The organism is Geobacillus sp. Sah69 (assembly GCF_001414205.1).
In the GTDB taxonomy this organism is placed as follows: Bacteria; Bacillota; Bacilli; order Bacillales; family Anoxybacillaceae; genus Geobacillus; species Geobacillus stearothermophilus.
On record NZ_LLKS01000048.1, the window covers coordinates 22,107 to 35,647 of the forward strand.

General features: G+C 53.2%; 11 protein-coding genes and 1 riboswitch. Of the genes, 8 read left to right on the top strand and 3 right to left on the bottom strand.

Going from position 1 to position 13,541, the window contains the following annotated elements; all coding sequences use genetic code 11:
* The first annotated feature begins 72 nt into the window (after positions 1-72).
* The 4 genes from AP057_RS11625 (at position 73) to AP057_RS11635 (ending at position 3,701) form a co-directional block, all read left to right on the top strand.
* Positions 73-903, top strand: a complete 831-nt coding sequence (locus AP057_RS11625; protein ID WP_152968885.1) for a glycosyltransferase family 2 protein — start codon at positions 73-75, stop codon at positions 901-903.
* Positions 904-1,191: 288 nt separating this feature from the next.
* Positions 1,192-2,574, top strand: coding sequence for a glycine--tRNA ligase (locus AP057_RS11630; protein ID WP_055358791.1), 1,383 nt, complete (start codon positions 1,192-1,194; stop codon positions 2,572-2,574).
* A gap of 168 nt (positions 2,575-2,742) precedes the next feature.
* Positions 2,743-2,892 (top strand): hypothetical protein, encoded by a 150-nt coding sequence (locus AP057_RS17550; RefSeq protein ID WP_200910071.1) that lies wholly within the window; start codon positions 2,743-2,745, stop codon positions 2,890-2,892.
* 173 nt (positions 2,893-3,065) lie between these two features.
* Positions 3,066-3,701: an FMN-dependent NADH-azoreductase gene (locus AP057_RS11635; RefSeq protein ID WP_015376094.1), complete on the top strand. Its 636-nt coding sequence runs from the start codon at positions 3,066-3,068 to the stop codon at positions 3,699-3,701.
* Positions 3,702-3,851: 150 nt separating this feature from the next.
* Here the strand turns inward: AP057_RS11635 and AP057_RS11640 are convergent, their stop codons facing one another.
* Positions 3,852-5,300, bottom strand: coding sequence for an IS66-like element ISBst12 family transposase (locus tag AP057_RS11640; RefSeq protein ID WP_055358793.1), 1,449 nt, complete (start codon positions 5,298-5,300; stop codon positions 3,852-3,854).
* Between the two features lie 168 nt (positions 5,301-5,468).
* Between AP057_RS11640 and AP057_RS11645 the strand changes: the two genes are divergently transcribed.
* The 3 genes from AP057_RS11645 (at position 5,469) to metH (ending at position 11,404) form a co-directional block, all read left to right on the top strand.
* A complete protein-coding gene (locus AP057_RS11645; protein WP_050368310.1) occupies positions 5,469-5,891 on the top strand; it encodes a zinc-ribbon domain-containing protein in 423 nt (140 codons plus the stop codon).
* Positions 5,892-5,982: 91 nt separating this feature from the next.
* Positions 5,983-6,084: riboswitch (SAM riboswitch) on the top strand.
* A 69-nt stretch (positions 6,085-6,153) separates the two neighbouring features.
* Positions 6,154-8,001, top strand: a complete 1,848-nt coding sequence (locus AP057_RS11650) for a bifunctional homocysteine S-methyltransferase/methylenetetrahydrofolate reductase (RefSeq protein WP_055358794.1) — start codon at positions 6,154-6,156, stop codon at positions 7,999-8,001.
* Positions 7,994-11,404 (top strand): methionine synthase, encoded by a 3,411-nt coding sequence (gene metH / locus AP057_RS11655; RefSeq protein ID WP_055358795.1) that lies wholly within the window; start codon positions 7,994-7,996, stop codon positions 11,402-11,404. The genes AP057_RS11650 and metH overlap by 8 nt, the downstream gene beginning before the upstream one ends.
* A gap of 147 nt (positions 11,405-11,551) precedes the next feature.
* Here metH and AP057_RS11660 read toward each other — a convergent pair whose 3' ends face one another.
* On the bottom strand, positions 11,552-11,971 hold the full coding sequence (locus AP057_RS11660) for a PIN domain-containing protein (RefSeq protein ID WP_015374075.1): 420 nt from the start codon (positions 11,969-11,971) through the stop codon (positions 11,552-11,554).
* A gap of 24 nt (positions 11,972-11,995) precedes the next feature.
* Positions 11,996-12,289, bottom strand: a complete 294-nt coding sequence (locus AP057_RS11665) for an AbrB/MazE/SpoVT family DNA-binding domain-containing protein (protein ID WP_013523104.1) — start codon at positions 12,287-12,289, stop codon at positions 11,996-11,998.
* A gap of 230 nt (positions 12,290-12,519) precedes the next feature.
* On the opposite strand from AP057_RS11665, the gene AP057_RS11670 reads away from it, so the two are divergent.
* Positions 12,520-13,383: an SDR family oxidoreductase gene (locus AP057_RS11670; RefSeq protein WP_055358796.1), complete on the top strand. Its 864-nt coding sequence runs from the start codon at positions 12,520-12,522 to the stop codon at positions 13,381-13,383.
* The last annotated feature ends 158 nt before the right edge of the window (positions 13,384-13,541 follow it).

Sequence of the window (13,541 nt, forward strand, 5' to 3'; positions counted from 1 at the left end):
AATCAAACGGAGGGCTATACCTTAAGGGTAAGCCCTTTTTTGTTCGGATCATGAAGAGAGGCGGTGGATTCCTTGCGCCCGTTCGTATCGGTCGTCATCCCGACGTACAATCGCCCGTATCCGCTTGCCGAGCTGCTCGAGGCGTTGAGCCGGCAGACATACCGCCATTTTGAGGTGATCATTGTCAATGACGGCGGCATCCCCGTTCATGATGTCGTCGCCTTGTACCCGGAGCTTGACGTTCGTCTCATCGACCGCCGCGACAACGAAGGACATGTCGCCGCCCGCAACGAAGGCGTCAAGGCGGCGCGCGGCGAATTCATCATGCTTTGCGACGACGACGATTTAGTGTTGCCGTGCCATCTCGAGCGGATGGCCGCGGCACTCGAGCATGCGGACTTCGCCTATGCCGATGCGGAAATTGTCCAGTATCGGGTGGAAAACGACCAGCGTGTTCCATCCGCCCGTTTTTTATTTGCCTATGAGTATGATTTGGAAGCGATGCGGACGTTTTCGACGTATGTGCCGTCCGGGAGCGTTTATCGGAAGGCGCTTCATGACAACATCGGCGATTTTGACCCGTCCGTTCACCATTATTGGGATTGGGACTTCTTTTTGCGCGCGGCGGTCGTCTGTCGCGTCGCCCGTGTCGCGGCGGCGACCGTGTTGTACGCGTTCAGCCCGGACGGCGACAACGTGTCGCGACATATGAACGACAAGCGGCGCCAATATTTGCGGCGGCTTTGCGAGAAGCATGGGCTTGGGGACTTGCCGATGAAAAATTTTTGGCTCTTGCTTGACGAGCCGGAAGTCGCGAAGCGCCGGGCGAAAAGCGAAGTCATCTGGGACGGGAAGCCCGTCGTGTCGCGGTTTTGGGCGCAAAAAAATGCGAGCGACCATTGACATAGGTCTTTCTGGTTTGCTATGATAGTGGACAAAATCATATATGGATCGCGATGACGGATCAATAGTAGTTAACCCTCTCTTCCCAAGCGAGCCGGGGGCGGTGGGAGCCCGGTGAAGACGGTTAATGAAACGGCAGTCCGGAGCGGAAATGGCAAAAAGGGGATGCGTGATTTGCGCATCAACTAGGGTGGAACCGCGGGAGCTACGCTCTCGTCCCTAGGCGTCAGGCCTAGGGGCGAGGGCGTTTTTGATTGGTGGACATCACATTGAAGGAGGATGAACACGATGGCTGTCACAATGGAAGAAATCGTCGCACATGCCAAGCATCGTGGCTTCGTGTTTCCGGGCTCGGAAATTTACGGCGGGCTGGCGAACACGTGGGATTACGGCCCGCTTGGCGTCGAGCTGAAAAACAACATCAAACGGGCGTGGTGGAAAAAGTTCGTCCAAGAGTCACCGTACAACGTCGGGCTCGACGCCGCCATTTTAATGAACTCGAGAACGTGGGAAGCGTCCGGTCACTTAGGCAACTTCAACGATCCGATGGTCGACTGCAAACAGTGCAAAGCGCGCCACCGCGCCGACAAGCTGATTGAGAAGGCGCTCGAGGAAAAAGGGATCGAGATGATCGTCGACGGTTTGCCGCTTGTCAAGATGGATGAACTCATCAAGGAATACGACATCGCCTGCCCGGAATGCGGCAGCCGCGATTTCACGAACGTTCGCCAGTTCAACTTAATGTTCAAAACGTACCAAGGCGTCACCGAGTCGAGCGCCAACGAAATTTATTTGCGTCCAGAGACAGCGCAAGGCATTTTCGTCAACTTCAAAAACGTCCAGCGCACGATGCGCAAAAAATTGCCGTTTGGCATCGCGCAAATCGGCAAAAGCTTCCGCAACGAGATTACGCCGGGCAACTTCACGTTCCGCACGCGCGAATTCGAACAGATGGAGCTCGAGTTTTTCTGCAAGCCCGGTGAGGAGCTGCAATGGTTTGACTATTGGAAACAGTTTTGCAAGGACTGGCTGCTGTCGCTCGGCATGAAGGAGGATAACATCCGCCTGCGCGACCATGCGAAAGAAGAGTTGTCCCACTACAGCAACGCCACGACGGACATCGAGTACCATTTCCCGTTCGGCTGGGGCGAGCTGTGGGGCATCGCGTCGCGCACGGATTACGATTTGAAGCGGCATATGGAATACTCGGGCGAGGATTTCCATTATCTCGACCAAGAAACGAACGAGCGCTACATCCCGTACTGCATTGAGCCGTCGCTTGGCGCTGACCGCGTCACGCTGGCGTTTATGATCGACGCCTATGACGAAGAAGAGCTGGAAGACGGCACGACGAGAACGGTGATGCACTTGCATCCGGCGCTTGCGCCGTACAAAGCGGCTGTCTTGCCGCTGTCGAAAAAGCTCGCGGACGGGGCGCACCGCATTTATGAAGAGCTGGCGAAACATTTCATGGTCGACTATGACGAAACCGGCTCGATCGGCAAGCGGTATCGCCGCCAAGATGAAATCGGCACGCCGTTTTGCATCACATACGATTTCGAGTCTGAACAAGACGGCCAAGTGACCGTGCGCGACCGCGACACGATGGAGCAAGTGCGGCTGCCGATTGGGGAGCTCAAAGCCTTTTTAGAGGAAAAAATCGCCTTTTGATGCCATGAACGCCGGGGCAGCGACGAAACCCCGGCGTTTTTTTAAGAACGTGTATGGGGATGGAACTGATTTTTTAGAAAAAAATTCAAAAAATAGATGGATGTTCGCTGTATATAATGGTAAAATAAGAGTATAGACGAGTTTCTGCATGGATCAAGGGGGTTCACCATGATGGAATGGAAACCGATTTACTACGATGGAAGCGGCCATCCGCCTGGCGATGATGAAAGCGTTATCAAAAGCGAACCGTTTACGCTCACCGATGAGATACGAAAACAAATCAGCGGCAACCCGTTTGTCGTGGAACAAAGCGAGTAACATTGCCTTGGAGAAAGGCAATTTTTTTTTGCGGTCAAATCGTTTGTCAAATGTGTCGGATCTTTATATAATTATCTCTGATTGGAGATATTTGAATTCAAAATAAGTAAATGCCGCTTGAACAAAGTGCAAACACTAAAGTGCCGAGATCATCACGAAAGGGAGTATGCATCATGACAAAAGTATTGTACATCACCGCCCATCCGCACGACGACACGCAGTCTTACAGCATGGCGGTCGGAAAAGCGTTTATCGACACATACAAACAAGTGCATCCGGATCATGAAGTCATTCATCTTGATTTATACAAGGAATACATTCCGGAAATCGACGTCGACGTGTTCAGCGGCTGGGGCAAACTTCGCTCCGGGAAATCGTTTGAAGAGCTGTCTGACGAAGAAAAAGCGAAAGTCGGGCGGATGAACGAGCTGTGCGAGCAGTTTATTTCCGCCGACAAATATGTATTCGTCACGCCGATGTGGAACTTTTCGTTCCCGCCGGTGTTAAAGGCGTATATTGACGCCGTGGCGGTCGCCGGCAAGACGTTTAAATATACGGAACAAGGGCCGGTCGGATTGCTTACTGATAAAAAAGCGCTCCACATTCAAGCGCGCGGCGGTTTCTACTCCGAAGGCCCGGCGGCGGAAATGGAAATGGGCCATCGGTATTTAAGCGTCATCATGCAATTTTTCGGTGTTCCGTCATTTGAAGGGTTGTTTGTCGAAGGGCATGCGGCGGTGCCGGAAAAGGCGGAAGAAATTAAAGCGAACGCCATCGCTCGGGCGAAAGACTTGGCGCACACGTTTTAACGGGAGGCCGAGTATTGCGCGGGAAATGGCTGCAAACTTGGCCTGGGAGCCTCTTCATCCGGAGAGGCTCCTTTTTTGTAACTATTCACCCCAGTGCTAGTGTATAAAAAAGCCCAGCACAAATAGGGCATTTCGGTCATAGAAAATGCCCTAGGTAGCGGAAAGAACTCGATCGATCGTTTCGCCTGCCAACAGAAGACATAACGAATCCCACACGTTTTTTTCGTGTTTCGTCAGTGTGGAAACGATGCTTCTTGCGATGCAAAACGACTGCGCGAATGTTTCTTCGCGAAACGTACCCGAAATGTTCTCTTTGACTTTGACCATGCGAAGATCGCGTTCGGCTTGGTTGTTATCAAAGGGAACATGTACTTCACGTAAGAAACGCAGCGCTTCTTCCTTTCGTTTTTGAAGGCGTCGAACAAAAGCGAGTGCTTTTTTCGGAAGAGGCGTCATCGTTTCTAATCGGTGTTGTGCTCTTTCTAGGATGCGATCATACACTCGTTCCCACCGTCTCGCTTCTTCTTCGGAAAGTGCACCGTGATGGGCTTCGACGGCTTGCTTGGCGGCTAACAGAAACGTGGTCATGCGCATCGCCCACGTATGCCCCTGTTCGATGAATCCTTTTAACTCACGCAAATGGTGGGCATGACAAAGGGCATGGGTGGCATGTGTGTATTTCGGATAYGTACCGAACGCATCGTGCATCATCGTCCCTTCATATCGGGGAAGAATCCCGATATCATCGGTCGCTTTTTTTCCACGAGAAGCGTGAGGAGCCAAGTATGTATATCTCGATGTACACGCGACATGCACCCATGCGAGTTTCCCATTGATGCGCAAACTCGTTTCATCGACATGCAGGATGTTGGATTCAAGTAAGGCGTCTTCGATGATGTCCATATTTGATTCCAGCGCTTCGCGTCCTCGTTTCACCATATTGGCAAGGGTTCCTGTACTAATCGAGTGTTGATATAACGCTTCGATTGTATCACTTAAACGCTTGTACGGGATCAATTGGATATGATGTAAATAAACAACGAGCGCCGTGAGCCGTGGACCGTATTGCACATGATTCGTGACATGGGATGGGAATTCGGCTTGTTGCACGCATCGACAATGTGGACACGATTTCACTTCACGTTCATGTTGTGTCACCTCGATCGCCACAGGAGGGACATCAAACACTTGACGGATATCGACTTTGAACGGTTTGACKTCACGCAAAGAAGCTCCACATCCTTGACACGTATGCACACGGTGGACGACACGATGATGTGGATGTTCCACTTGACGGAGCGTCTTCCCCTCATGTCCCTCTTGCCCACCAGGCTTTTTGCCAGACGGCTCGCGGGAGGAACGCTTTTTCTCAAAACGGTCAGAAGATGGGGGCAAATGGCTATTGGAGCTGTTTTTTTTCGTGCGTGCTTCCAGCTCTTGAACACGGTACTTCAGTTGTTCATTTTCTTTGCGTAGTTGTTTGTTTTCGTGACGCAAATGTTCATTTTCTTGAAYGAGTTGATGAATGAGCTGTTTTTGTTGTTGRACTTTGCCGATTAAGCCCTCAACTGTAAATACAGCTTGTTGTACCGTCAACATGTGATTCACCTCCTTGTCTATCAATATTCACATCATAGACAGGAAAAGCAAAAAATATTCAGCTCACTTTATGATGTGGCTGAATAGTTACCGTCATCCCATGTTTCCTACATCATCATATGGTATAATAATCCCAACCAACATGAAACGAATGGAGAAGGAATCCACTTGAAAAGCATCAAACCCGGCCGCGGCCCGTCGATGCAAGGGCTGTTCGGCAGCATCGCCGCTGTGTTGTTCGGCATCTTTTGGATGGTGATGACCTTCTCCATCACCGCGGACTCGCCGTTTCCCGCCGCCCGCTTTTTTCCGTTTTTCGGCCTTGTCGTCATCGCCATCGGTGTATTTCAAGCAATTTACCATTACAAAAATGCGACGGGAAAACAACGCATGTCCTTATTGGACATTGTCGTCAGCGAGAAAGAGCCCGACCCACTGAACGTCCGATTTGGAGGCGAAGAGAAAACAAACAAGTATTGCCCATACTGCGGAGAACATGTGCAGCGTGATTTTCAGTTTTGCCCCCGATGCGGGAAAGCGCGAGCCCTTGACGCGAGCCGCTCTTTTTATCTGAATCTCTTTAACTTTTGAAATTTCCTTCTTCACCGTATTGAATAATTTCAAAAAATACATTAAATTATATAGTAATAGTCAAGACGAAATAAACAACCGCATACGGACATTCTTATCAAGAGAGGGGGAGGGACTGGCCCGGTGAACCCTCAGCAACCTGGCCGCGGCCAAGGTGCTAAATCCAGACAGGCAACAGCCTGGAAGATAAGAAGAAGCGAACGAAAAGTCTTCTTCTTAGAAGGCTTTTTTCTTTTACTACAACGAAATGGGGGAATCAAACGTGGGGCTGCTCGATGAGTTGAAACAACGCATTCTCATCGCCGACGGAGCGATGGGGACGCTGTTATATTCGCATGGCGTCGACCGTTGTTTTGAAGAATTGAATCTATCGAATCCAGACGAAATCATTCATATTCATGAAGCGTATATCGCGGCGGGCGCCGATGTCATTCAGACGAATACATACGGCGCCAACTATGTGAAACTCGCGCGCTACGGCTTGCAAGACGAGGTGCCGGCGATCAATCGGGCCGCTGTAAGACTGGCGAAGCAAGCAGCCAATGGGGGGGCGTACGTGCTCGGAACGATCGGAGGGCTGCGCACGTTAAACAAAAGCGTCGTACCGCTTGACGAAGTGAAACGGACGTTTCGCGAGCAGCTGTTTGTGCTGCTTGCCGAAGGGGTTGATGGTGTGCTGCTGGAGACGTATTACGATTTGGAAGAGTTGGAGACGGTGCTTGCCATCGCGCGCAAAGAGACGGACTTGCCGATTATCGCCCATGTGTCGCTCCATGAAGTCGGCGTTTTGCAAGACGGCACGCCGCTCGCGGACGCCCTTAGCCGCCTGGAGGCGCTCGGGGCCGATGTTGTCGGGCTCAACTGCCGGCTTGGTCCGCACTATATGATTCAGTCGCTTGAGGAAGTGCCCCTGCCCAATCGCGCATTTTTGTCGGCGTATCCGAACGCGAGCCTCCCGGATTACCGCGACGGCCGGCTTGTCTATGAAACGAACGCGGAATATTTTGAAGAGGCGGCCAAAGCGTTCCGCGATCAAGGGGTGCGCTTGATCGGCGGGTGCTGCGGCACGACGCCGAAACATATTGAGGCAATGGCAAAGGCGCTCGCCGACCGGACGCCGGTGACGGAAAAAACGGTGAAGCGGCGCACAGCATCTGTATCGGTGCAAGCCGATCGGCCCGCGCCGACTCCGCTTCCCGAGCTCGCCCGCACGCGCCGCTCGGTCATTGTCGAACTCGATCCGCCGAAGCAACTCGGCATTGACAAGTTTCTCGCTGGGGCGAAAGCGCTCCATGACGCCGGCATCGACGCGCTGACGTTAGCTGACAACTCACTTGCCACGCCGCGCATCAGCAACGCCGCTGTCGCCACGATCATCAAGGAGCAGCTCGGCATCCGCCCGCTTGTGCATATTACATGCCGCGATCGCAATTTGATCGGCCTGCAGTCGCATTTGATGGGCTTGCATACGCTCGGCATCACCGACGTGCTCGCCATTACCGGCGACCCGTCGAAAATCGGCGACTTCCCAGGAGCAACGTCGGTGTATGATTTATCATCGTTCGATTTGATCCGCTTGATCCGCCAGTTTAACGAAGGGCTGTCGTACTCGGGCAAACCGCTTGGGCAAAAAACGAACTTCTCGATCGGCGCTGCGTTCAACCCGAACGTCCGCCATTTGGATAAAGCAGTTGAGCGAATGGAGAAAAAAATTCAATGCGGCGCCCACTATTTCTTGACCCAGCCGGTTTACTCGGAAGAAAAAATCGTGCAAATATACGAAACAACGAAACATCTCGCCACGCCGATCTACATCGGCATTATGCCGCTTGTGAGCGCGCGCAACGCCGACTTTTTGCATCATGAAGTGCCGGGGATCACTCTGTCGGACGAGATTCGCGCCCGCATGGCCGCCTGCAGCGGCGACCCAGTAGAAGCGGCGCGCGAAGGAATTGCCATCGCCAAATCGCTCATTGACGCGGCGTTTGATTTGTTTAACGGCATTTATTTGATCACGCCGTTCTTGCGCTACGACATGACGGTCGAGCTCGTCCGCTACATTCACGAAAAAGAAGCGGCCGCCAAAGAAAGGAAGGTTGTTCATGGCTAACGTCACCTTAGAACAGCAACTGCAAAGAAAAATTCTTGTCATCGATGGCGCCATGGGCACGATGATCCAAAACGCCAACCTATCGGCCGCCGACTTTGGCGGCGAGGCGTATGAAGGGTGCAACGAATATTTGACCCTCACCGCCCCGCATGTTATCCGCCGCATTCACGAAGCGTACCTAGAAGCCGGTGCTGATATCATTGAAACGAACACGTTCGGGGCGACGCGCATTGTGCTTGACGAATATGGCCTCGGTCATTTGGCGCTTGAGCTGAACATCGAAGCGGCCAAACTCGCCAAACAAACGGCTGAGTCGTTCTCCACCCCGGACTGGCCGCGCTTTGTCGCCGGTTCGATGGGGCCGACGACGAAAACGTTGTCGGTGACAGGCGGCGCAACGTTTGAAGAACTCGTTGCCGCCTACGAAGAACAAGCGCGCGGACTGCTCTTAGGAGGCGTCGACCTTCTCCTACTCGAGACGTGCCAAGATACGCTGAATGTCAAAGCCGGTTTTCTCGGCATTTCGAAGGCGTTTGAGGCGGTCGGTCGCCGCGTGCCGCTCATGATTTCCGGCACGATCGAACCGATGGGCACGACACTCGCCGGGCAGGCGATCGATGCGTTTTTCATCTCGGTGCGCCATATGAAGCCGATCGCCGTCGGCTTAAACTGCGCGACAGGCCCCGAGTTTATGACCGACCATTTGCGCACGCTCGCCTCGCTCGCTGACACGGCGGTCAGCTGCTACCCGAACGCCGGTCTGCCGGATGAGGAAGGCCGCTACCATGAAACGCCGGAGATGTTGGCAGAGAAAATCCGCCGCTTTGCCGAAAAGGGATGGATCAACATCGTCGGCGGGTGTTGCGGCACGACGCCGGACCATATTCGCGCCATCGCCGAAGCGGTGCGCGGCATCCCGCCGCGGGCGATCCCGTCTTCGTTTGACGTCCACGCCGTCTCCGGCATCGAGGCGCTCATTTATGAGGAAACGATGCGCCCGCTCTTTGTCGGCGAGCGGACAAACGTCATCGGCTCGCGCAAATTCAAGCGCCTCATCGCCGAAGGGAAATACGAAGAAGCGGCGGAAATCGCCCGCGCACAAGTGAAAAACGGCGCCCATGTCATCGACATTTGCCTCGCCGACCCAGACCGCGACGAACTCCATGACATGGAGCAGTTCGTCCGCGAAGTCGTGAAAAAAGTGAAAGTGCCGCTTGTCATCGATTCAACCGACGAGCGCGTCATCAAGCGCGCCCTCACCTACTCGCAAGGGAAAGCGATCATCAATTCGATCAACTTGGAAGACGGCGAGGAGCGGTTTGCGAAAGTCGTTCCTCTCTTGCACAAATACGGCGCCGCTGTCGTCGTCGGCACGATCGATGAACAAGGAATGGCGGTCACCGCCGAACGGAAGCTGGAAATTGCCTTGCGTTCGTATGACTTGCTCGTGAACCGCTACGGGGTGCCGGCGCGCGACATCATTTTCGATCCGCTCGTCTTCCCGGTCGGCACCGGTGATGAGCAATACATCGGCGCGGCGAACGAAACGATCAAAGGCATTCGCCTCATTAAAGAGCAACTGCCGGAGTGCTTGACGATGCTCGGCATCAGCAACGTCTCGTTCGGCTTGCCGCCGGCCGGGCGCGAGGTGCTCAACTCCGTCTTTTTGTACCATTGCACGCAAGCTGGGCTCGATTATGCGATCGTCAACACTGAGAAGCTTGAGCGGTTCGCCTCGATTCCGGAAGAGGAAGTGCGGATGGCCGAAGCGCTTTTGTTTGACACGAGCGATGAAACATTAAACACCTTTATCGAATTTTACCGAAGCAAAATCACCGCCGCCAAGCCGGCTGAGGAGAACTTGAGCTTGGAAGAGCGGCTCGCCCGCTACGTCATTGAAGGGTCGAAAGACGGGCTCATTCCCGATTTGGAAAAGGCGCTTGAGACCTACTCCGATCCGCTGTCCATCATCAACGGTCCGCTCATGGCCGGCATGGATGAAGTCGGGCGGCTGTTCAACAACAACCAGCTTATCGTCGCTGAAGTATTGCAAAGCGCGGAAGTGATGAAAGCGGCCGTCGCCTTTTTAGAGCCGTATATGGAAAAGAAAGAAGGAAGCACAAAAGGAAAAGTCATTCTCGCCACCGTCAAAGGCGATGTCCATGACATCGGCAAAAACTTGGTCGACATCATTTTAAGCAACAACGGCTACGAGGTGATCGACCTCGGCATTAAAGTCGCTCCGCAGCAACTCATTGAAGCGGTGCGCGAACATCAGCCCGACATCATCGGGTTGTCGGGCTTGCTTGTCAAATCGGCCCAACAGATGGTCGTCACCGCCCAAGATTTGCGGCAAGCCGGCATCTCAACGCCCATTTTAGTCGGCGGCGCCGCCTTGACGCGCAAATTTACCGAAAACAAAATCGCACCCGAATACGACGGCGTCGTCCTGTACGCGAAAGACGCCATGGACGGGCTCGCGCTCGCCAACCAACTCCAGCAAGGCGAGATTGACTACAAGAAAAAAGAAGCGACCGAAAACGAGCCGACACGGCCAACGGCGGTCGCCACCGCGTTCAAATCGAACGTCTCGACCGATGTGCCGGTGTATGTCCCGGCCGACCTCGAGCGCCACGTGCTGCGAAACGTGCCGCTTGACCATGTGTTGCCGTACGTCAACTGGCAAATGGTGCTCGGCCACCACCTCGGCTTGAAAGGAAAAGTGAAGCGGCTGCTTGAAGAACGGGACGAAAAAGCGTTGGCGTTAAAAGCGGTCGTCGACGAACTCGTTGCCGAAGCGAAAGAACGCGGCTGGATTCAACCCGCCGGCGTCTACCGCTTCTTCCCGGCGCAAAGCGACGGCAACCGCGTCTACGTTTACGATCCGGTTGATCGCAAAACTGTGCTCGAGACGTTCGACTTTCCGCGCCAACCGCGGGCGCCGCATCTTTGCCTCGCCGATTATTTGAAATCGAAAGAAAGCGGCGAAATGGATTACGTCGGCTTGTTCGCCGTCACGGCCGGTCATGGCGTCCGCGAACTCGCCCAACAGTGGAAAGACGAAGGCGAATTTTTGAAAAGCCATGCCATCCAAGCGTTGGCGCTCGAGATTGCCGAAGGATTCGCCGAGCGCATCCACCAAATTATGCGCGACCGTTGGGGCTTCCCGGACGACCCGGATTTTACGATGGAAGAGCGCTTCGCCGCCAAATACCAAGGCCAGCGCTACTCGTTCGGCTACCCGGCCTGTCCGAACTTGGAAGACCAGGAGAAACTGTTCCGTCTGCTTCATCCAGAAGACATCGGCATCCGTCTCACCGACGGCTATATGATGGAACCCGAAGCATCGGTTTCGGCGATCGTCTTCGCCCATCCAGAGGCACGGTATTTCAATGTGTTATAAGCAAAATGAGAAACGAGCTGGGCTATGTGAACCAGCTCGTTTGCTTTTTTTACGCACCTTGGCGTTTCCCGTTTTGCAGCAAAAAAAGACGGGGATTGGCGCTCTGGGAAAATCGCGATGTTTGTTCAAGTGTCAACCATCATTGATTCAAATGATGGATTCAGGCATATAGCATTCCACGCCAAGCCGACGAAAATCTTTTTCGTTCCAGGTGATGATCCCTTGGATGGATGAAGTGTGCTGCGCCAGCGCCGAAAGATACGCGTCAGCAAAATCGACACTGCAACGGGCGTAATCGTCCAATGCCTTTCCAACAACTTCTTTGTCTATCGTCTTAATACAAGAAGCCTCCATGATTTGCTTCAGCTTACTTGCGATTTCTCCTTTCGTATACCCGTACCGTTTCGACTCGAGCACCCAGCAGCATTCCGCCACGACAAGAGGATGCAATAGGAACGCAAATTCACCGTTGACCGCCTTTTCAAATACCCGATAGGCAACCAAAGATTGTTCTTCATCGTCATTGGTTAAAAAACGAATGATGATGTTCGTATCTAAAATATACACCTTTCATCCTCTTCTCCCTATCATCTACTCCTCGTTCTTTTCCCTCTTGGACATCCGTTCCTCTTTCGCCTGTTTGCGAATATCCTCCCATGTCATCGGACGACTGTCCCCCCTAGGCGGCATGGTGCCGAACAAAGATAGCAACGCATCTTTCTTTTTCACCTTTAACGTCACCTCTTGATTTTCCCCATAAACAAACGCGACTTGGTCTCCCGGTTCTGCCCCAAGCACTTCTCTGATCTTCATTGGAATCGTCACTTGATGTTTCGAAGAAAGTGTGGAGTAATACGTATACGTTTCATGTGAGGATGGCTTCATCACAAATCCTCCTTCCCTCTTTGCTAATCATTTTATCTTTGCTTAATCAAAAAGTAAAGATTGTCTAATCCCCCAAGACTTCTATGGCAAGAAACGAAAAAACAGAAGAGAAAAACATGTTTCCCAAATTTCCAGATCTATTGAACAGCACGATCCATCCCCTCTTGGCACATAATTCCCCTCCTCCGTCCCATACTAACGATGACAATACATGCTAAGGAGGAACAAACATGGTCACAAAGCAACAAACAACGCTGCCCCCGCAGCACCAGACGCGCCAGCCCGGCCTGCAAACGGAGATGAACCCGCAGCCGGTCACGATCAAAGATAGTTATAAAGGAAGCGGCAAGCTCAAAAACAAAACCGCCATCATCAGCGGCGGCGACAGCGGCATCGGCCGCGCGGTCGCGGTCCATTTCGCCAAAGAAGGGGCCGATGTGGCGATTCTCTATCTCAACGAACATGAAGATGCCGACGAAACGAAACGGCTCGTCGAGCAGGAAGGAAGACGGTGTCTGGCCATTGCGGGAGACATTGGCGATGAAGCGTTTTGCAAAGAGGCGGTGAAACAGACGATCGAAGCGTTCGGCAAGCTTGACATCGTCGTCAATAACGCCGCTGAACAGCACCCGCAGCCGAACTTTCTCAACATCACCGCCGCGCAGCTGGAAAAAACGTTTCGCACGAACGTATTCGGCTACTTTTTCCTAACGAAAGCGGCGCTCCCGCACTTAAAGAACGGAAGCGCCATTATCAACACCGCTTCGGTCACCGCCTACGAAGGAAACGAACAGCTCATCGACTACTCGGCGACAAAAGGCGCAATCGTCACCCTCACCCGCTCGCTCGCCAAAGCGCTCGTCGGCCAAGGCATTCGCGTCAACGGCGTCGCCCCAGGCCCGATTTGGACGCCGCTCATCCCGTCGACGTTCAAAAGCGAGCAAGTCGCCACATTCGGTGCCAACACGCCGATGAAACGTCCCGGCCAACCGTGCGAAGTCGCTCCGTGCTACGTCTTTTTGGCGAGCGATGAGTCGTCGTACATGACCGGACAAATGCTGCACGTCGATGGCGGAAAATTCGTCAGCGGCTGACCATCTCAGTCGCTGCGGTCAATCCTTTTTGACAAAACTTCGTTATCTTTTCTTACAAAAATATAGAATCATTGTAAAAAAACCGATACGATAAAGCTACGATGTTCCTCCACTTCTTTGCAAGGGCCCCTCTTCTCTCAGTCCGCCCCGGAATGGGG

Coding starts and splice junctions, on each gene's coding strand:
- AP057_RS11630 (WP_055358791.1), top strand. CDS start 1,192: ATGGCTGTCACAATGGAAGAAATCGTCGCACATGCCAAGCATCGTGGC.
- AP057_RS17550 (WP_200910071.1), top strand. CDS start 2,743: ATGATGGAATGGAAACCGATTTACTACGATGGAAGCGGCCATCCGCCT.
- AP057_RS11635 (WP_015376094.1), top strand. CDS start 3,066: ATGACAAAAGTATTGTACATCACCGCCCATCCGCACGACGACACGCAG.
- metH (WP_055358795.1), top strand. CDS start 7,994: ATGGCTAACGTCACCTTAGAACAGCAACTGCAAAGAAAAATTCTTGTC.
- AP057_RS11665 (WP_013523104.1), bottom strand. CDS start 12,289: ATGAAGCCATCCTCACATGAAACGTATACGTATTACTCCACACTTTCT.
- AP057_RS11670 (WP_055358796.1), top strand. CDS start 12,520: ATGGTCACAAAGCAACAAACAACGCTGCCCCCGCAGCACCAGACGCGC.